Source organism: Flavobacterium psychrotrophum, assembly GCF_003403075.1.
GTDB lineage: Bacteria > Bacteroidota > Bacteroidia > Flavobacteriales > Flavobacteriaceae > Flavobacterium > Flavobacterium psychrotrophum.
The window spans coordinates 3,289,662-3,310,024 of sequence record NZ_CP031557.1; the positions used below are offsets into that span (position 1 = coordinate 3,289,662).

General features: G+C 42.8%; 15 protein-coding genes. 9 read left to right on the forward strand and 6 right to left on the reverse strand.

The annotated features are described in order from the left end of the window. Nucleotides 1–139 precede the first annotated feature (139 nt). The gene (locus tag DYH63_RS14140) at nt 140–655 is read left to right on the forward strand and encodes a L,D-transpeptidase family protein (RefSeq protein WP_116789417.1); all 516 of its coding nucleotides are present in this window, start codon (nt 140–142) and stop codon (nt 653–655) included. Between the two features lie 319 nt (nt 656–974). Here the strand turns inward: DYH63_RS14140 and DYH63_RS14145 are convergent, their stop codons facing one another. Continuing rightward, entirely contained in the window at nt 975–2,615 is a 1,641-nt protein-coding gene (locus tag DYH63_RS14145; RefSeq protein ID WP_116789418.1) for an AMP-binding protein, read from the reverse strand. A gap of 254 nt (nt 2,616–2,869) precedes the next feature. Here DYH63_RS14145 and DYH63_RS14150 point away from each other — a divergent pair, with 254 nt between their 5' ends. The 7 genes from DYH63_RS14150 to DYH63_RS14180 all read left to right on the forward strand — a co-directional run bounded on the left by DYH63_RS14150 (nt 2,870) and on the right by DYH63_RS14180 (nt 14,415). After that, nucleotides 2,870–3,292 carry an Xre family toxin-antitoxin system antitoxin gene (locus tag DYH63_RS14150; RefSeq protein WP_116789419.1) on the forward strand — a complete coding sequence of 141 codons (423 nt, stop codon included), beginning with the start codon at nt 2,870–2,872 and terminating at the stop codon, nt 3,290–3,292. After that, entirely contained in the window at nt 3,289–3,750 is a 462-nt protein-coding gene (locus DYH63_RS14155; protein ID WP_116789420.1) for an RES family NAD+ phosphorylase, read from the forward strand. The genes DYH63_RS14150 and DYH63_RS14155 overlap by 4 nt, the downstream gene beginning before the upstream one ends. Nucleotides 3,751–3,874: 124 nt before the next feature. Further along, the gene (gene ygiD / locus DYH63_RS14160) at nt 3,875–4,756 is read left to right on the forward strand and encodes a 4,5-DOPA-extradiol-dioxygenase (protein ID WP_116789421.1); all 882 of its coding nucleotides are present in this window, start codon (nt 3,875–3,877) and stop codon (nt 4,754–4,756) included. A 4-nt stretch (nt 4,757–4,760) separates the two neighbouring features. After that, complete coding sequence (locus DYH63_RS14165) at nt 4,761–5,453, forward strand: alpha/beta hydrolase (protein ID WP_205528254.1); 693 nt, start codon at nt 4,761–4,763, stop codon at nt 5,451–5,453. Nucleotides 5,454–5,620: 167 nt separating this feature from the next. Further along, a complete protein-coding gene (locus DYH63_RS14170) occupies nt 5,621–8,452 on the forward strand; it encodes a TonB-dependent receptor (protein WP_116789422.1) in 2,832 nt (943 codons plus the stop codon). 222 nt (nt 8,453–8,674) lie between these two features. After that, on the forward strand, nt 8,675–11,521 hold the full coding sequence (locus DYH63_RS14175) for an outer membrane beta-barrel protein (RefSeq protein WP_116790846.1): 2,847 nt from the start codon (nt 8,675–8,677) through the stop codon (nt 11,519–11,521). Nucleotides 11,522–11,634: 113 nt separating this feature from the next. Continuing rightward, complete coding sequence (locus DYH63_RS14180) at nt 11,635–14,415, forward strand: outer membrane beta-barrel protein (protein WP_116789423.1); 2,781 nt, start codon at nt 11,635–11,637, stop codon at nt 14,413–14,415. Nucleotides 14,416–14,582: 167 nt separating this feature from the next. On the opposite strand, the gene lptB is transcribed toward DYH63_RS14180, so the two are convergent. Genes lptB through DYH63_RS14200 form a run of 4 tightly spaced genes read right to left on the reverse strand, consistent with a single transcriptional unit; the run spans nt 14,583 to nt 17,548 of the window. Next, on the reverse strand, nt 14,583–15,386 hold the full coding sequence (gene lptB / locus DYH63_RS14185; RefSeq protein ID WP_116789424.1) for an LPS export ABC transporter ATP-binding protein: 804 nt from the start codon (nt 15,384–15,386) through the stop codon (nt 14,583–14,585). A gap of 15 nt (nt 15,387–15,401) precedes the next feature. Then, entirely contained in the window at nt 15,402–15,758 is a 357-nt protein-coding gene (locus tag DYH63_RS14190) for a carboxymuconolactone decarboxylase family protein (RefSeq protein ID WP_116789425.1), read from the reverse strand. 2 nt (nt 15,759–15,760) lie between these two features. Then, nucleotides 15,761–16,579, reverse strand: a complete 819-nt coding sequence (gene tatC, locus DYH63_RS14195; protein ID WP_205528255.1) for a twin-arginine translocase subunit TatC — start codon at nt 16,577–16,579, stop codon at nt 15,761–15,763. A gap of 3 nt (nt 16,580–16,582) precedes the next feature. After that, nucleotides 16,583–17,548 (reverse strand): KpsF/GutQ family sugar-phosphate isomerase, encoded by a 966-nt coding sequence (locus DYH63_RS14200; RefSeq protein WP_116789426.1) that lies wholly within the window; start codon nt 17,546–17,548, stop codon nt 16,583–16,585. 89 nt (nt 17,549–17,637) lie between these two features. Here DYH63_RS14200 and recQ point away from each other — a divergent pair, with 89 nt between their 5' ends. Beyond that, on the forward strand, nt 17,638–19,836 hold the full coding sequence (gene recQ / locus DYH63_RS14205) for a DNA helicase RecQ (RefSeq protein WP_116789427.1): 2,199 nt from the start codon (nt 17,638–17,640) through the stop codon (nt 19,834–19,836). Nucleotides 19,837–20,018: 182 nt separating this feature from the next. Here the strand turns inward: recQ and DYH63_RS14210 are convergent, their stop codons facing one another. Then, nucleotides 20,019–20,255: a hypothetical protein gene (locus tag DYH63_RS14210; protein ID WP_116789428.1), complete on the reverse strand. Its 237-nt coding sequence runs from the start codon at nt 20,253–20,255 to the stop codon at nt 20,019–20,021. Nucleotides 20,256–20,363: the final 108 nt, after the last annotated feature.

Consider the following 20,363-nt stretch of genomic DNA (forward strand, 5'->3'; position numbering starts at 1 on the left):
AAAGCTAATATGTATATACTTTACAGTTTACTGAAACACTGACTTCAGTACAGTAATATAACCAGTTCATTATTTTTGTATTTTGGCAGCTGTTTCACAAAGCATCAAAAAGAAGGCGCGAAGTTTCGTAAAGTAAATTATGAAAAAAATTATGGTTTATATTTTTGTCATTGCCCTCGCACTTTTGGCGACCTGGTACTTTTATCCCGGTAAAAAACTTCCCGTCGGAACCATTATCGACAAACTGGTAGTTTACAAATCGAAACATAAAATGGAGGCCTATGCAAACGGTAGCCTGGTTAAAACCTATACCATAGCATTAGGCTTTAGTCCAAACGGGCATAAGCAGTTTGAAGGCGATGGACGTACACCCGAAGGTACCTATACCATAAATGCACGCAACGCTAAGAGTGCCTACCATAAAAACCTTGGTGTAAGCTACCCTAACGCCGCAGACCGTACCTATGCCGAGACACAGGGTAAAAGCCCCGGGGGCGACATAAAGATACATGGGTTACGCAACGGACGTGGCTATATAGGCAAATTCCACCAATGGAAAGACTGGACACACGGCTGCATTGCCGTTACCAATGCCGAGATTGATGAATTGTTTGCTTCGGTTAAGGAAGATGCGGTAATTGAGATTTTGAAGTGAAGTTAAGAAACGTCATTACACACCATATCGAAACGCAACTACCATTCATCGAAACAAAACAGGCATCCGTCTAAAAACCAAGCAGAAACCTTTTAAGCCGTCCTATCTTTGTATCAACAAAACAGGATGCCCCCTGAATATTGTAAAAGAAAAGATATAAAGATTTTTCATAATTGGTTTTGATTGGTTTTAAAATGCCCCGACAGACACGTTTTCTATCGGGGCATTTTTATTTAAGACAAGTCCAACAATAAGGTTTACTTAACTATATCAATAGGAATGTAAACCGCATAATTGCCTTATGATTACTTATTAATAATCAAGATGTTTTAATATCCAGCAGCGCCTCCAGACCCAGTTCCTTAATCGCTATTTCACGCATTTCTACCTTGCGCACTTTGCCCGTTATGGTAATAGGAAAACGATCGGTAAACTTCCAGTAACGCGGTATTTTATAATGTGCAATGGTATCTTTGCAAAAGGCTTTTAAGCCATCTTCAGTAAGCGTATGGTGTGGCTTAACTTTTACCCATGCCATTACTACTTCGCCAAATTTTGCATCGGGCACGCCTATAACCTGTACGTCTTCTACATCCGGGTGGGTATATAAAAACTCTTCTATTTCCCTGGGCGATATATTCTCCCCTCCCCTAATGATCACATCTTTAATACGCCCCGAAATGTTGATGTACCCTTCATCGTCCATCACAGCCATATCACCGCTGTGCATCCAGCGTGCTTCATCTATTACTGAGCGTGTCGCCTCCGGATTGTTCCAGTATTTAAGCATTACACTATAGCCACGGGTACATAATTCTCCCGCTACATTACGTGCAACAATGGCCCCGGTTTTAGGGTCAACAATTTTTATTTCCAGGTGGTTTTGCACCGTTCCCACAGTACTCACCTGTTTTTCTAAAGGTGCGCCTATAATGGTTTGTGTAGACACCGGAGATGTTTCGGTCATGCCATAACAAATAGAAACCTCGCGCATGTACATTTTTGTCTGCACCTGTTTCATGATCTCTACCGGGCAGGGAGAACCTGCCATAACACCTGTGCGCAATGTGGTAAGGTTAAAACGGTCAAAGTCCGGCAGGGCAAGTTCTGCAATAAACATGGTAGGCACCCCGTAGAGCGAAGTACAACGTTCCTTTTCTACGGCTTCGAGCGTAAGTACCGGGTCAAAACTTTCGGCAGGAATAACCATCGTAGCACCATGGCTGGTACAGCACAGGTTACCTATTACCATACCAAAACAATGGTAAAATGGCACAGGTATGCACACCCTGTCTGCACTGGTATATTTTAGGCGTACCCCAATAAAGTAGCCGTTATTAAGCAGGTTATGGTGGCTAAGCGTTACCCCTTTAGGAAAACCCGTAGTACCCGAAGTGTATTGAATGTTTATAGGTTCGTCAAACTGTAATGTGTTTTCTATGGTAGCCACAGCTTCATCAGCAACGTTATTGGCAGTAGCCAGAAAAGCATCCCAGTCACGGTCCAGGTAAACGGCTTGCTGTAGTCCGGGGCAATTAGCGGCTACTTCTTCCACCATTTTTTTATAGTCGCTGGTCTTGAATATCAAAGCCGAAACCAGTAATTTAATCCCACTTTGGTTTAGTACAAACTCCAGTTCGCTGCTGCGGTATGCCGGGTTAATGTTTACCAGTATAGCACCTATGCGTGCAGTGGCATACTGCAGCAATACCCATTCGGCACGATTGGGCGACCATATACCCACCCTGTCGCCTTTAATAATTCCCGCGGCTACTAAGGCTTTTGCTACAGTTGTGGTGTGGGCATAAAACTGGCTGTAAGTAGCACGGTAGCCCTGCTGTACACAAACAAGCGCATCGTTATCAGGAAATTTTTCGGCAGTAGATTTAAGGTTAAACCCTATGGGCTGCCCCAGCAGCGGAAGTTCAGAACCTCCGCTTACATAAGATAGTGTATTCAAAACAAAAAAAATTAATCCATAAAATGGGAAGGCAAGATATAACCTAATCTTTGGGCAGAGCTGTCATCAAAAAATATATTCCCGACGCCTAAGTTCTTAAAATAAATTGTACAACATTGTTTTTCAGCAATTACAATAAAGAAAGGGTACGATACCCAAAAAACTTTGAAACTTTGAAACTTTGAAACTTTAACGACATTTGTCATAATATTTACGACATTTTTCGTTAACTTTGTTTTCTAAACTATTTCAGCATGAGCACTGCCGAACTTTTAAACATCAATTACGCTAATGCCGATGACCGTGGTATGCTATCGCTCATCCGCACAGCACGCGAAGGGATAAGCTTTGCCACCTTTGCAGGTTTTGTAGAAAAAAGCCCATTTGACCTTAATGACTGGAGCATTTTTTTACATCTGAGCGAACGTACCATGCAACGCTACAAAAAAGAGGCGCGCACTTTTGATGCACAGCAGTCAGAAAAAATACTGGAAATAGCATTGCTGTATAATAAAGGTATTGAAGTTTTTGGTAATGCCGATAAGTTTAACCTTTGGGTAGACAGCCCAAACCTTGCCCTGGGCAGGATATTACCAAAAAGCCTTATGGACAGCTCTTTTGGGCTATCGCTCCTAAAAGATGAACTTGTGCGCATAGAATATGGCATACTGGCATGAGGATATACAGGCTTAGCAAGGCAGTATATGCCAATGACCTTAGTGGCCGTGGTGCCGAAAAAGCCGGTGGCCGGTGGAACAGCAAAGGCACTGCCATGCTGTACGGTGGCGAAACGCGCGCACTTTGCACTACAGAAATTGCCGTACATACCCCACTTGGAAATATTCCGCTGGATTATATGCTCATTACCATCGAACTACCTGATACCCTTAGTATAGACATTTTAGAGAAATCGAATCTCCCTGCCGACTGGAAAGCCCTGCCACACGCCCATGCTACCCAGCTTATAGGCGATGCCTTTATTGCCGCACATAAATTTGTCGCCCTTAAAGTACCCTCTGTTGTAGTACCCGGCGAATACAATTACTTATTAAACCCTTCTCACCCTGATTTTAAAACGGTAACTGTAATAAGCATAGAACCTTTTGATTTTGATGAACGGTTGTTTATTAAATAGACCACCGCAAAACTTTAAAAACTTCCGGCTTTAAAAGTTTCTACTTATCGTTATTTCTTGTCCTGGTTCAATGTTTTTTGAATTGCAAAGCCAAATCTTTGTACCCTCATAAAACCGTTTTATCATGAACCGGAAACAATTTTTACAAACCCTGGCAGCATTACCCCTGACCGGTGCCGCCGCTAAAGTGGGCATATTAGGCAAACTTGCGGAACCACTGGAAAACACCGCACCCATGCCCGTGCTGTTTTTAGGCCACGGCAGCCCGATGAATGCTATTGAAGAAAATGAATTTGTAGCCAACTTCAGGAAGGTCGCAAAAGAAATTCCCAAACCCAATGCCATACTGTGCATTTCTGCACACTGGGAAACACGCGGCACGTTTGTTACCGCCATGAAAAATCCGCCCACCATACACGATTTTGGTGGTTTCCCTAAGCCCCTTTTTGATGTACAATACCCGGCACCGGGCAGCCCTGAACTTGCGCAGCAAACCAAAGAGCTTATAAAATCGGTCAATATAGGGCTTGATGAGCACTGGGGTCTTGATCATGGCGCATGGTCTGTAATTAAGCACCTGTACCCAAAGGCCGATGTACCCATTATACAATTCAGTATCGATTATACCAAAGGCGGGCAATACCATTATGACCTGGGTAAAGAACTTGCCGCATTGCGCAAAAAAGGTATCCTGATTATTGGCAGTGGCAATATGGTACACAACCTGGGTAAAATGGACTGGAAATACATACACGACACGTATGGTTTTGACTGGGCGCTGGAGGCCAACAATAAAATGATGGGCTACATAAAATCAGGCGATCATAAGCCACTTATCAACTTTAAATCGCAGGGCAAATCCTGGGATCTTGCCATACCGTCTCCAGAGCATTACCTGCCGCTTTTATACACTATGGCACTTAAGGGTGCTAATGAGAAAGTAACCATTTTTAATGACAAACCCGTGGCAGGCTCGCTTACCATGACCTCGGTTAAAATAGGATAATACTATGCGCATTTTACTACTACTTTTATTTACACTTACCATGCAGGCACAAAACGAAACACTTACATACCTGGTTCGCGAACCAAAAATCAAATCGGCACATCCTCCTGTTATTTTTCTATTACACGGCGTGGGTAGTAATGAAAAAGACCTTTTTAGTTTTGCTGATAAACTACCGGATAATTACCTCATCATCTCAGCCCGCGGGCCGGTTACAATAGGCCCGGGACGCTACGGCTGGTTTCACGTAGATTTTACCCCGGATGGCCCCAAGCCAAACTTTGAGGAAGAGGCACACAGCCGGAAATTACTAGCCGCTTTTATAGGCCAGATGCAGGAAAAATTTAATTTTGACCCTAAAAAGGCACTACTGTGCGGGTTTAGCCAGGGCGGCATCATGAACTACAGCATAGCCCTTACCCACCCCGGCCTGGTAAAAGGCATTGCAATAATGAGCAGCAGGCTACTGCCCGAAATAAAACCTCTTGTACCGGCAGCCGATAAACTAAAAGGGCTCAATATTTTTATAAGCCACGGCACGGCAGACCAGGTACTAACTGTAGAGTATGCGCGCACTGCAAAAACATACCTGCAATCGCTTAAGCTTGAGCCGGAATATCATGAATATGCCGGTGCCGTGCATCAGATAAATGCACAGATGTTTAGCGATTTACTAAACTGGATAGAGAAGCAATAACTAATTGCCGTAACATTTTAACTACCATAATTATCCTTCAGATATTATGGTAGAAAATTTGTTAAAAGGACATTTTTATTTTTCAAAAAATCCATTCGTGCTGCATATTTTATACTAAAACCTGTATTTTCGCAGTTTATATTTACAACCAATCGGCAAATAACACAATGCGAAACTATTTACTGCTGTTTTTGATGGCCTTTACAGGCATTTCTTACAGCCAAACCGTAACATTACGCGGCACAGTACAGGACCCTGACGGTACTCCACTGGAAGCCGCAACAGTGTACCTGAGTACTGCAAAAGACTCTACACTAATAGACTACACCATTACCAATAAAAGCGGGAAATGGGAAATCAAAACACGCCCCTCAAAAACTGCTGTATTATTAAAAGTTTCATTTGTGGGACTGGCGGGATACAGAAAAGTACTGGAAACTGTAAATGCGGATATGGATCTCGGCACCATAGCGCTAGAAGATAAAGGTACAGAACTGGGTGAAGTAGTTATACAAGGCGAAGTACCCCCAATCCGTATAAAAAAAGACACTTTAGAATTTGACGCGGCTTCTTTTGCAGTACGCCCCGATGCTAATGTGCAGGAACTCCTTAAGCAGCTACCCGGTGTAGAAATAGATGCTGAAGGAAAAATAACCGTAAACGGCAAAGAAGTAAGCCAGATACTGGTAAACGGCAAGCCTTTTTTTGACAAAGATGGTAAGATAGCCCTGCAAAACCTTCCGGCAGAAATTATCAATAAAATACAGGTTACCTCTAAAAAAACCAAAGAAGAAGAGCTTACCGGTCAAAATGCCAAAGGCAATGAGGCCAGTATAAACATTACCATAGACGAAGAAAAGAACAAGGGTTTTATGATGCGGATAATTGGCGGTTTTGGCAGTAGCGGGCGGTATGACCACAGCGGGCTGGTAAACTACTTTAAGGGCGAACGCAAAATAAGCGTGCTTGCCAGTACCAATAACATCAACGCCACTGGTTTCTCTATGGATGAGATATTCGATAATATGAGTGGCGGCCGTAACACATCTATATGGAGCGACGGCGAAAGCTATAACATAAACGGTATGCAGTTTGGCGGCGGCAAGGGTATTACAAAGTCTGACATTATAGGCATTAACTATGCTGATAAGTGGGCAAAATCTTTTGACGGCGCGTTAAATTATTTCTACACCGCAGCAAACTCTGACAACCTCAACCGCACACGCGAAACTAATTTTGTGCCTACCCGCATAGACCCTGCTACAGGAAACACCATAGACGACAGCTATGTGCGCACCAGCGAATCTAAAAACAACCAGGAGCGCTATGCACACAACTTTAACACACAGTTTACGGTAAAGATAGACTCTACTGCTACCCTATATTTTGAGCCTAAATTTGTAAAAGGCCACAACCGCAGCGATAATAACATTACACAAAACTCGGCAAGATTAAGCGACGGACGGGCATTAAACGACAACAGGGGTACTTATACAAACCAGACCGATAACAATGGTTTTAGTAACTATCTTACCCTAAGTAAATCACTCAAAGGCAAAAAAGGGCGTGTAATGAGTTTTACGGTTCAAAACGAAAATAATACCAGCGATGGTTATAACCTGAATAATACAGTAACTAATAGTTATGATTATACAACGGGCAATCCTGTTATAACCGCCGAAGCCCGTAATCAATTACGCAAAAACAGGCAGACCAGTGACAACTACACCGCAAGCCTGCAATATAACGAGCCGGTAAGCGATTCTGCACAGGTAAACTTTGCTTTTGCCTTTGGTCACAAAGGTGGGGTAGAAAACCGCCAGGGATATGACTTTGACAGCAGTACAAACAGGTATAGTACAGCAAATGCGGCATTAAGCGGCTACCTTGAATCTGAAACCGAACGCTTTAGGCCGGTACTAGGCTATACGGTTACAAAAAACAAATTCTGGTTTAATATACAGGCAGGCCCACGCTTTATAAACTTTAGCAATCACGGCGCTTACCAGGCCGACCGTTACACCGTAAACAGGAATTACAGCCTGCCATCGGGCGATGTGCAGATGAATTACCAGATGTCTAAAACAAAATCGTTATGGACAAGCTACTCTTATGATGTAGAGTTGCCATCTGCTGCGCAAATACTGCCTGTACAGGATGTGCTGAATCCACTCTCTACCACTACGGGTTTTGCAGGCCTGCGCCCGCGCAAGTACCATAACTTTAACATTAACCTGTATGATTATGACTACCCTACCCGCACGGGCTACAGCTACTATGCAGGGGGCGAATATAACGAACAGGCCATTGTAGGCTATAACATAATAAATGAAGATGCTACCAGCTTTAACTCGTACCGCAATGCTAACGATACTTACTATGTATGGTTTGGGGCAAACTGGGGCAAATCGTTTAAAAAAGAGGCACATGATTTCAAAGTAAACCTTGGCCTTCATGGCGAATATAAAGTAGATAAAGGCTTTATGAACGAGCAGCTGTATAAAAGCAAACAGGTAGATGTAGGGCCACGCGTTAACTTTACCTATAAATATGGCGAATTGCTTACCATAAACCCTAACTACTCTTTCTCTTATGTGCAGACTAATTACAGCAACTATACTTTAAGCGAAACATCATATTTTACACATAGGGTTGGTTTTTCAACCACCAGCTACTGGCCTAAGCATTTTGTTTTTGGTAATGACATTAACTATACATACAACTCGCAACTATCATCATCATTTAAGCGCGATTTTTATTTGTGGAACACCAGCCTTGGCTACAACTTCTGGAAAGACCAATTGTTGTTTAAAGTTAAGGTATATGACGTGCTGAACCAAAACCTGGGTACCAGCCGCAGCATTAACGCTACAACCATAAGCGACCAGGAAAACATCGTATTAAAACGCTACGTAATGTTTTCGCTATCGCTTAAGCTTAATAAATTTGGCGCCAAAAAAGAAGAAGCTGCCGCCGGCAGTGGCATCATAACTTTTTAGAAGATATATTTTCTATAATTATCCGCTTAACCACACAAGCATAGCTTATAAAAATGTGGTTCGGCGGATATTTAATTTTAAAAGCCCGCTCTTAGCATCCTTTTAACATAACTCCTGCGGTTTAGCAGCCTAAATAGTGCTATTTTGCACATTTTTAAGAGCAGCACATAATAAAAACGTTTGCAGCGCTGTTATTATACTGTACCAACAAGAACCTTTTATATGCACAAAATCCTTACTCTACTGCTATTGGTATGTACTGCCATTGGCTACAGCCAGAACATTAAGCTTAAAGGCAACATTAAAGACCCTGCCGGCCTTCCGCTCGAAGCCGCAACGGTTTACCTTAGCAATGCTAAAGACTCTACACTCATAGAGTACACCATTACTGATAACAAAGGCAACTGGGAACTTAAAACCCACGCTATAAACAGTCCGCTATTTCTTAAGGTATCATTCGTTGGCTTTGCTAACTATCAAAAAGCATATGACAAGCTTACACAGGATACTGATTTTGGTATTATAAAACTTGAAGATAAAGGCACCGACCTAAAAGAACTTGTAATAGAGGGCGAAGTACCTCCCATACGCATAAAGCAGGATACGCTGGAGTTTGACGCGGCATCGTTTAAAGTACGCCCGGATGCTAACGTGCAGGCTCTTTTAAAACAGCTGCCCGGTGTAGACATAGATGAGAACGGAAAAATAAAAGTAAACGGAAAGGAAGTAAACCAGATACTGGTTAACGGTAAACCTTTTTTTGATAAAGACGGTAAGATAGCACTGCAAAGCCTTCCGGCAGAACTTATAAAAAAGGTGCAGGTAACAGATACCAAAACTAAAAAAGAAGAGCTTGCCAAGCAAAAAGCCAGTGGCGATAATGCCAGCATTAACCTTACCATAGACGAGAAAAACAATAAAGGTGTTTTCGGGAAGGTAACCGCAGGCTACGGCACAGACGACCGTTATGAAGCCAATGCCCTTATAAACTATTTTAAAGGCAAGCAAAAGATAAGCCTCCTGGCATCCAGCAACAACATTAACGCTACCGGCTTTAGTAACGACGAAGTTTTTGACAGCATGGGTGGCGGGCGCAACAACATTAGTATGTGGACCAGTAACGATGGTACCGCTTACATTAATGGTAACCGCATAGGCGGTGGCGGTATAACCACTACAAACATAGTAGGCCTTAACTTTGCAGACCAATGGGGTAAAAACTTTGACCCGTCGTTAAGTTATTTTTACACCAGTACCGATACAAAGAACGACAGCCGCAGCCGTACCGAAACGTTTCTGCCTGATGAAAATGGCGTAACCAGCACAAACAAGCTGATAACTAACAGCGTTGCAAAAAGAAATGCGCTTAGCTTTAGCAACAATATTAGTACCCAGTTTGAATATAAAATAGACAGTACATCTACCATATTTTTTGCACCTAAGTTTATACGTTCAAACAACAAGAGTACGAGCCGTTCTACACAAAACACCACAAACCAGGATGACTTATTGCTAAATGACAGCGAAGGTTTTACCCTGAGTGAAAGCGACGAAAACAATGTAAGTACAGAGCTGAATTATAATAAAATGTTCAACAGCCGCGGCAGGTCTTTATCTGTAGAGTTGAGCACTGCCAATAGCCTTAATGAGAACGGAAACATTAACGACACCCGTGCCAATTTTTACAGAGATACTAATAATGACGGTATAAATGATGAAACCCGCAAGGATGATCGTAACCAGCTCCAGAAATCAAGGCGTACAAGCGATAGCTACACCGCAGATATAACCTTTACAGAACCTGTTACAGATTCGCTTGAAGTACAAATAGGAAGTATTTATGAGTGGGATAACAATGTAGAAAACAACCGTGGTTATGATTACGATTATACTGTAGACGACTATGTAAACCTGCGCGATTCTATTACAAACTACACCCGCAGCAGCACGCAGCGCGTAAACCCTTATGCCGTTTTACACCTTAAAAAGAAAAAGATCGATGCAAGAGCCAGCCTTGGCACAAACATTTATAACTTTAACAACTATGGCGAGTACCTGGGCGATACCTATAGGGTAAACAAAGACTATATACTCCCTTCGGCACGGGCAAGCCTGCGCTACCGTATTGATAAAGGCAAAACGTTATACACGAGTTATAATTATGACATTAACCTGCCATCTGCTTCGCAGTTATTGCCCATAACAGATGCCACAAGTGCATTACGAAGTGTTACGGGTAATCCGGACCTGAACCCAGGCAAAACACACCGCCTCAATCTAAACTTTAATAACTATGACTGGGCTAACCGATCTGGCTACTATATGTGGAGCGGCGTGAGTATTAACGAAACCCAGATCGTAAATAAAGATTCGATTGCAAGCGATGCAAAAAGATATACTACTTATACCAACATTAACGGCGGCTATGGTGCATACATAGGTGCTAATTACAACAAATCGGTTAAAACCGAAAAAGGCAACACCTACCGTTATACCTTTAGCCTTAATGCAAATTACAGCCTTGACAGGGCTTTTACTAATGGTGTGCAAAACAGTGCGAAGACACTGGGTTTAACCCCAAGTGTAAACTTTAGCTATGACCTGGGCGAACTGCTTACCATTAACCCATCATACTCCTACACATTTAATGATGTAAAGTATGAAAACCTGCAAAGTAATACGGCCAGCAACTTTATACATAAAGCAACCATTATGGTTACTAATTACTGGCCCAAGCATTTTGTAATGGGTAATGACCTTAGCTATACCTATAATTCGCAAATAGCATCGGGCTTTAAAAAAGATTTCTTTTTATGGAATACCAGCATAGGCTACAACTTTCTTAAAGACAGTATGCTGTTTAAAGTAAAGGTGTATGATTTACTAAACCAAAACCTTGGCACCAGCCGTACCATAACCCCTACAGGTATTTATGATGTGCAAAACAATGTACTTAAACGCTACATGATGTTTTCGCTTACCTACAAGATCAACAACTTTGGCGATAAAGGTAAAGGCGGGCCCGGCGGTGCACGTGGTGGCAGGCGCATAATACGCATGGGAAGATAGCGGGTAATAATATTGCTTAACGATCTTTAATCTTCAGGTGTCCATAAGGATAAGCACCTGAAGCTGGCACTGCATTTTCTAAAAAGAGGACAAACAGCAAACACGGGTTATGTATGTACAAATTTTTCGTGGTATTCTTCCTTATTTTTTGCGCACCGGCCTATAGCCAAAGTATTACGCTAAAAGGCACAGTACAGGATCCGGATGGCACGCCGCTGGAAAATACAACGGTGTACCTGCGAACCGTTAAAGACTCAGTAATGCTGGGATATGCCATAAGCGACCAAAAAGGCGAATGGCAGATAAAAACACGCAATGCCAGCCAACCCGCATATCTTAAGGTTTCGTATATGGGATTTGAAACCTACCAGAAACCGCTTGACTCAATAAAAAGGGATATTGATTTTGGAATCATAAAACTTAAAGAAGCAGCTACCGAGCTAAATGAGGTTATCATAGAATCTGAAACTCCGCCCATACGTATTAAAAAAGACACCCTGGAGTTTAATGCAGGCTCTTTTAAAACACGCCCGGATGCAAATGTAAAAGAGCTGCTTAAAAAACTACCCGGATTTGACATAGATCCTTCAACCGGAAAACTTACCGTAAACGGCAAAGACGTACCCCAAATACTGGTTAACGGCAAGCCTTTTTTTGATGAGAATGGCACCATGGCGCTGGAAAACCTGCCCGCAGAACTCATTAGTAAAATTCAGGTATCTGACTATAAAACAAAAAAAGAAGAACTTTCCGGACAAAAAGCTTCCGGCAACATGACTACCATAAACCTTACGATAGACAAAAACAAGAACAAAGGTTTTTTTGGTAATGCCAGTGCAGGCTATGGCACTAACGACCGCTATCAGGCAAACGCAATGCTTAATTACTTTAACAACCAGCGCAGGATAAGTGTTGTAGGGTCATCAAACAATATAAATGCCATAAGTAGTTTGGGCATGGGAATGCGTACCGGCTCCATGTTCAGCTTAGGAGGCATTGGTTCGGGCAGTTCCGGCAGGACGGTTACAAATTCTTTAGGGGTAAATTATAGCGATGAGTGGTTTAAAGATTTTAGCCCTAACATAAGCTATAACTACAGTGGCTCCGAAAGTCGTAACGACAACAAGAGCCGTACAGAAACTTTTCTTATCAATGAAGATGGTACAGCCACCGAAAATAGCCAGATTAATAATTCAACATCAAGTTCCCGTTCCGTTAGCGATTCTCAAAACATAAACGGCAGCTTTGATATAAAAATAGACAGCACGGCACGTATGTATATAAAACCCAGCTTTAACAGGAGCAATAACAAGAGTACGGGTAACACCGCACAAACCGTTACAGACCAGGATGGCAATCTGCTTAACGAAAGCAGCAACAAAAGCCTTAACGATAGCGACAGGAGCGTTATTAGCAATACCATAAACTTTAACAAGGCGTTTAAACATAAAAAAGGCCGCTTTATAAGTGCTTCATTCAGTAACCTGAATAGTATAACATCAGCCAATAATTATGCAAACAGCCTTACTACCTTTTATGAAGATACGGATGAAAACGGCATACCCGTAATTAATAATGTACGGCGTAACCAGTTACAAAAAAACAGCAGTAGTGCAGACGAGTATAACGCTGAAATATCGTTTACAGAACCAATTAACGACTCGCTTCAGGCCGGTGTGGGCCTGGCCTTTGAGCATAACAGCGAGTCTGATAACAGCAGGGGTTTTTATTATAATGAAACCAATGGTGCCTTTACTACCGTAGCCGATTCTATAACAAAATATACCGGCAATACCACTACACGCATTAACCCCTTTACAGAAATTACACTAAACAAAAACAAGCTTAATTTTCGCACCACGCTTGGCACTAACTTTTACACTTTTAACAACTACGGCTCTTATCTTGGTAATGACTTTGCCCTTACCACAAGGTATGCCTTACCTACACTAACCTCAACATTGAGATATGAAATTTCGAAGGGAAAATCGCTTACGGTAAATTATAACTTTAGCACAAACCTGCCCTCTTCATCGCAACTTCTACCGGTAGTAGATGTAACCGATCCTTTAATTACTACTACAGGAAATAAAAACCTCGACCCCGGCAAGTCACACCGGATGTCTGTTAACTTTCATCGTTTTAACTTCACCTCCCAGTCCGGCTTGTTTATTTTTGGAACAGCCAGCATAAATGAACGCCAGATTGTAAACTATACCGAACTCACATCTTCAGGAAAAACAAATATTACTTACCGCAACATGGCGGGTGGGTATAGCGCATCATTATCATCTAATTACAACAAGAATGTAAAAATGCCCTCCGGTAATAACATCCGTTACAGTTTGTCGCTTACCGGTAATTTTTCGCACGATCTGGGCTTTACAAATACTAAACGCTACAGCGCAGAACGACTGATGCTGAGCTCTAACATCAATGTAAATTATGATATCGGCGAAGTTTTATCTATAAACCCGTCTTACAATTACTCCATAACAAATGCAGATTATACAAATTATGCACGGGGTTCTGCCTCTACATTTAGCCACAGGGCGGGTTTGGGTATTGTAAATTACTGGCCAAAACATATAGTTATGGAAAACAACATGAGCTATAACTACAACTCGCAACTGAGTGCGGGCTACAGAAAAGATTCATTTTTATGGAACAGCAGCCTGGGGTATAATTTCTTTAAAGACAAATTACTGTTTAAAGTTACCGTATACGACCTGCTTAACCAAAACATAGGCACCAGCCGAAGCATTACTGCAACCGGCGTTACCGATAGCCAAAACACAGTATTAAACCGCTACATGATATTTTCTTTAACCTGGAAAATAAAGAATTTTTCCGGTAGCAAACCGCGCGGTGCAGCGCCCTCGCGAATTAAATAAACTAAAAACAGTTAATATAACGGCGGCAGGATACCATAATTTCTAACAAATAAAACCAACCTGAAACCTGTTTAGCAGTAGGTAGACCACCGCCGTTTTACGCATACAAAAAAACTCCCGCACCTTGTTAAGGCTGCGGGAGTTTTTTTGTAGTTGAGCCATCTCAATTATTCGGTAGCTGTATTTTCTTTATCTGTTGTAACCGTTTCTTCTTTACCCGGTTTAGGCTTATGGAAGTCGATTTTCTTTTTACGAAGTTCAAAGTTTTGCCCCAGGTATACCTTACGCACCATTTCGTCGCTGGCAAGGTCTTCGGGTATGCCCGCTTTTAATATACCACCCTCAAACATCAGGTAGGTCTTATCTGTAATGGCAAGGGTTTCCTGCACGTTGTGGTCAGTTATCAGGATACCAATATTCTTATCTTTTAGCTGCGCCACAATACGCTGAATGTCTTCTACCGCCACAGGGTCTACCCCTGCAAAAGGCTCATCCAGCAAGATAAACTTAGGGTCGGTAGCCAGTGCACGTGCTATCTCGGTACGGCGGCGTTCGCCCCCACTCAAAAGGTCGCCCCTGTTGGTACGAATGTGTTCCAGGCTAAACTCCTCTATAAGCGATTCCATCTTAGCTACCTGCTCTTTTTTAGAAAGGTTGGTAAGCTGTAGTACGCTCAGTATATTATCTTCAATGCTCAGTTTACGAAAAACCGACGCTTCCTGTGCCAGGTAGCCAATGCCGTTTTGCGCGCGCTTGTACATCGGGAAATCGGTAATTTCCATCTGGTCCAGGTAAATCTTGCCGCTGTTAGGCTTTACCAGCCCCACGATCATGTAGAACGATGTAGTTTTACCGGCACCGTTAGGCCCCAGCAACCCCACGATTTCGCCCTGGTTTACCTCTACCGAAATGCCTTTTACAACACTGCGGCCTTTGTATGTTTTTATAAGGTTATCTGCCCTTAGCTTCATAGTCTGTAAATTAGTTTATTCGCCGGCGGCGTTTGCTTCCAGCGCTTCCCAAAATTCGTAGGCACGGCGCAGGTGCGGTACAACAATAGTCCCCCCCACCAGTGTGGCTATACTCAGGGCTTCCATAACCTCAGCTTTAGTAAGGCCCTCTTTATGGCTGGTTTCAAGATGGTATTTTACACAGTCGTCGCAACGCAGCACGGCGCTTGCCACAAGGCCCAGTAACTCCTTGGTTTTAACATCAAGTGCACCCGGCATATAAGCATTGGTATCAAGGTTAAAAATACGCTTGATCACTTTATTATCATCAGCCAGAAGCCTTTCGTTCATCTTCTGGCGGTAGTCGTTAAATTCCTGTACTAAATCGGCCATGGCTATTCGGTAGTTTTAGGGGTTTTGTTCATTCGTGCAGCTATCAGTATACTTGCTTCATACAGTATAACCAGCGGTATGGTTACCGTCATCTGGCTTACCACATCGGGCGGGGTAACAACCGCAGCCACAATTAATATTATTACCAGTGCATAACGGCGGTACTTGCGCAAAAATGATGCCGTTACCAGCCCCAGTTTAGCCAGGAAGTAAATAATTATGGGCATCTCAAACACGAGCCCGCACGATATTACAGTAGTTTTTATAAGGCTAAGGTAAGAATCAAGGTCTACATTGTTTATTACCTCTTTACTAATGGTATAATTAGCAAGGAAGTTAATAGACAGCGGCATTATGAGGTAGTACCCAAAAAGCACGCCCAGAAAAAACAACAATGATGTAAACACGATGAAAGAAACCGCGTTTTTACGCTCATTATCATACAGGGCAGGTGCTATAAACTTCCATACCTGCCATAGTATGAACGGAAATGCAAGGATAAGGCCGGCGGTAATGGCTGTCCAGATATCGGTACTAAACTGCCCATCCATAGTACGGCTTATAACTGCAAACGGAAGCTCTGTAACACAAAAGCTTTTATCGAGGTCATACTTATTAGCCAGGTCGCAAAAAATGCGGTAGGTAATAAAGTCAGCACGCTTAGGCGCAAAGATGATGTCATCAAATATTTCACGGCTAAAAACAAAAGCCACAACAGCCCCTATAAGAATTGCGGCGCAGCTGCGCACTAATATCCATCGAAGCTCTTCAAGATGGTCCAGGAACGACATTTCGCCACCTGTATTTTTGTTTTTTGCCATAAGTTATACTATTCCTTCTTTTAAGATATCGTGCAGGTGCAGTATGCCTTTGTACTCGCCGCCGTCTACTACCACAAGCTGGGTAATGGCATGGTTTTCCATAATATTAAAGGCATCGGCCACCATATCAAATGATGTTATTGTTTTTGGGTTCTTAGTCATTACATCTTTAGCGGTAACGCCTGCAATGTTGTCGCGGTCGTTAAGCATGCGCCTTATATCACCATCGGTTATTACACCGGTTACAGTGCCATTTTCAACCACTGCGGTTACACCCAGGCGCTTTTCAGATATTTCGTGTATGGCAACTTTAACACTGTCATCGGGGCTAACCTGCGGCATACGCGACGCATCGAGCATATCGGCAACACGCAGCAGCAACTTTTTGCCCAGCGCACCACCCGGGTGGTACTTAGCAAAATCTTCGGCAGTAAAGTTGCGCATCTCCATAAGGCAAACGGCAAGGGCATCGCCCAGTACCAGCTGCGCCGTAGTGCTGTTTGTAGGTGCCAGGTTTAGCGGACAGGCCTCCTGTTCTACATACGCATGAAGTACCAAATCAGATTCTTTGCCAAGGTATGAATTTTTATTGGCTGTCATGCCAATAAGTATATTGCCCCCACGTTTAAGTAATGGAACAAGGGCTTTAATTTCGGGACTGTTACCGCTTTTAGAGATACAAATAACCACATCGCCGGGCTGCACCATGCCCAGGTCGCCATGTATGGCTTCGGCAGCATGCAAAAAAAGTGATGGGGTTCCGGTACTGTTTAGGGTAGCCACGATCTTAGCCGCTATAAGAGCACTCTTACCAATACCTGTAATAACGGTACGGCCTGTGCAGTTGTATATATGTTCTACGCTTTGGGTAAAATCGTTGTCAATATATTGCGCCAGTGCAGCAATGCTCTCACTTTCAGAAAGTATAGTTTTTCTGGCGGCGGCCAGTATTGCTTCAGTATCTATCAATCGCGCTAAATATTTAAAAAGTTGTTAATGTAAAAGATTTTTGTATCTTTATGTTCTGCAAATTTATGTAAATTACTATTATTGATATAATGAAATCGACCGAAATTGACTTACATAAAGAGTTAAAAAAGTATTTTGGTTTTAACAAATTCAAGGGCCTTCAGGAAGAAGTGGTGCGCAGCATAATATCTGGCAATAACACTTTTGTGATTATGCCTACAGGCGGCGGAAAATCGCTCTGCTACCAGCTGCCGGCACTTGTTTTAGACGGCGTTGCCATTGTGGTGTCTCCACTCATCGCTCTTATGAAGAACCAGGTCGATGCCATTCGCAGCCTGTCTTCTGAGTTTGGCATTGCGCACGTACTTAACAGCTCCCTTACCAAGACTGAGATAAACCAGGTAAAAAAAGATATTAGCTCTGGCCTTACAAAACTACTATATGTGGCGCCCGAATCGCTTACTAAAGAAGAGTACACGTTGTTCTTACAATCAGTACCGCTTTCTTTTGTAGCTATAGACGAAGCCCACTGTATTTCAGAATGGGGGCATGACTTCCGTCCGGAATACCGCAACCTGCGCAATATTATCCGCAACCTGGGCGATATACCCATTATTGGCCTTACCGCCACGGCTACCCCTAAGGTGCAGGAGGATATACTGAAAAACCTAGATATGCCCGATGCCAATACATTTAAGGCATCGTTTAACAGGCCAAACCTTTACTACGAAATACGCCCGAAGCAAAAAACGGTAGAAAGCGACATTATTCGCTTTATTCGCCAGCATAAGGGTAAAAGCGGGGTTATTTACTGCCTTAGCCGTAAAAAAGTAGAAGAGATTGCACAGGTACTACAGGTAAACGGCATTAGCGCCGTACCCTATCACGCGGGTCTTGATGCCAAAACGCGCGCCAAACACCAGGATATGTTCCTGATGGAAGACGTAGACGTTGTGGTTGCAACTATAGCCTTTGGTATGGGTATCGATAAGCCGGATGTACGTTTTGTAATTCACCACGACATTCCTAAATCGCTCGAAAGTTATTACCAGGAAACCGGGCGTGCCGGCCGCGATGGTGGCGAAGGCCATTGCCTTTCCTACTACAGCTACAAGGATATTGAAAAGCTTGAAAAATTTATGAGTGGCAAGCCCGTAGCCGAACAGGAAATAGGGTTTGCATTGCTTCAGGAAGTGGTGGCCTATGCTGAGACTTCTATGAGCCGCCGTAAATTTTTACTCCACTATTTTGGAGAAGAGTTTGACGACGAAACCGGAGAAGGCGCCGATATGGATGACAACGTGCGCAATCCGAAAAAGAAAACCGAAGCACAGGAACAGGTTGTTACCCTGCTTAAGGTAGTGCGCGATACCAAGCAGCTTTATAAATCTAAAGAAATCATCTTTACCCTTACGGGAAAAGTAAACGCCGTTATAAAAGCACATCGTACTGATGCCCAGCCTTATTTTGGCATTGGAAAAGATTTTGAAGAAAAACACTGGATGGCACTTATTCGCCAGGTACTGGTAGAAGGTTATCTTGACAAAGACATTGAAACATATGGTATACTAAAGCTTACACCAAAAGGCGAGGCTTTTATAAACAATCCTGTGTCGTTTATGATGACCGAGGATCATGATTTTAGCGGAGACAGTGACGATGAGACCACAGTTACCACAGCAAAATCTGTTACCGTGGCAGACGAGGTGCTGACAAATATGCTGAAAGACCTGCGCAAAAAAGTGGCTAAAAAACTGGGCGTACCGCCGTTTGTGGTATTCCAAGATCCGTCGCTGGAAGATATGGCGCTTAAGTACCCTGTAAACATTGAGGAATTGGGTGGCGTACACGGTGTGGGCGAAGGTAAAGCCAAAAAATACGGTAAAGAGTTTGTAGATCTTATAGCACGCTACGTAGAAGACAATGACATTATACGTCCGGACGACCTTGTGGTTAAAACTACAGGAGCCAACTCTGCGCTAAAGCTTTATATTATACAAAACATAGACCGTAAACTACCTTTAAACGATATTGCTAAAGCCAAGGGCCTTGACATGGACACACTACTCAAAGAAATGGAGCAGATTGTGTACAGCGGCACTAAGCTAAATATCAAATACTGGGTAGACGAAATACTGGACGACGAACAGCAGGAGGAAATCCATGATTACTATATGGACTCTGAATCTGACAGTATTAAAGATGCCCTGAAAGAATTTGAAGGCGATTATGATACCGAAGAACTACGCCTGATGCGCATTAAGTTTATCAGCGAAGTGGCAAATTAGTTGTTAGTTGCCGGTTGTCAGTTGTTGGCAACTACACTCTTGCTCAGCAAAAAATATAAAATGAAAACCTCGGCAGAATAATGTTCTGCCGAGGTTTTTTTATGCTGGTAATAACTAAACACTAAACTATCAACAGCGCTGGAAATATCCGAGTGAAGCTACCAACAACTGACAACCGGCAACTACTCCTCATACAGCTCTCCCCTATGCGGCTTCAACGCATCCCTTACAGGTATCATATGTTCATCAGTTACTACCATCCATGCAATGGCGTACATATCGTTTACAACATCAAAACCCGTAATGTTTAACGGTAGTTTTTCTATGGCAATAAATTCTTTTAAATGTATTTCGTGGTGTTCTGCGGTGCGCGCTGCGGCAGGCCCACGGAAATCCCATACCAGTTTTATTTTTCGCATTTTTAAGTAACAAAGTTTCAGAGTGGCAAAGTTACAAAGTTTGGAAAGAAGTAACAGAGTTACAAAGCAGCAAAGTTTCAGCCATACCTGATAAAACAGCATATACTT

Excerpts from the sequence above, each read along its gene's own strand:
- DYH63_RS14140 (WP_116789417.1), top strand. The coding sequence starts at position 140 with ATGAAAAAAATTATGGTTTATATTTTTGTCATTGCCCTCGCACTTTTG.
- DYH63_RS14150 (WP_116789419.1), top strand. The coding sequence starts at position 2,870 with ATGAGCACTGCCGAACTTTTAAACATCAATTACGCTAATGCCGATGAC.
- DYH63_RS14155 (WP_116789420.1), top strand. The coding sequence starts at position 3,289 with ATGAGGATATACAGGCTTAGCAAGGCAGTATATGCCAATGACCTTAGT.
- ygiD (WP_116789421.1), top strand. The coding sequence starts at position 3,875 with ATGAACCGGAAACAATTTTTACAAACCCTGGCAGCATTACCCCTGACC.
- DYH63_RS14165 (WP_205528254.1), top strand. The coding sequence starts at position 4,761 with ATGCGCATTTTACTACTACTTTTATTTACACTTACCATGCAGGCACAA.
- DYH63_RS14170 (WP_116789422.1), top strand. The coding sequence starts at position 5,621 with ATGCGAAACTATTTACTGCTGTTTTTGATGGCCTTTACAGGCATTTCT.
- DYH63_RS14175 (WP_116790846.1), top strand. The coding sequence starts at position 8,675 with ATGCACAAAATCCTTACTCTACTGCTATTGGTATGTACTGCCATTGGC.
- DYH63_RS14180 (WP_116789423.1), top strand. The coding sequence starts at position 11,635 with ATGTACAAATTTTTCGTGGTATTCTTCCTTATTTTTTGCGCACCGGCC.
- lptB (WP_116789424.1), bottom strand. The coding sequence starts at position 15,386 with ATGAAGCTAAGGGCAGATAACCTTATAAAAACATACAAAGGCCGCAGT.
- DYH63_RS14190 (WP_116789425.1), bottom strand. The coding sequence starts at position 15,758 with ATGGCCGATTTAGTACAGGAATTTAACGACTACCGCCAGAAGATGAAC.
- tatC (WP_205528255.1), bottom strand. The coding sequence starts at position 16,579 with ATGGCAAAAAACAAAAATACAGGTGGCGAAATGTCGTTCCTGGACCAT.
- recQ (WP_116789427.1), top strand. The coding sequence starts at position 17,638 with ATGAAATCGACCGAAATTGACTTACATAAAGAGTTAAAAAAGTATTTT.
- DYH63_RS14210 (WP_116789428.1), bottom strand. The coding sequence starts at position 20,255 with ATGCGAAAAATAAAACTGGTATGGGATTTCCGTGGGCCTGCCGCAGCG.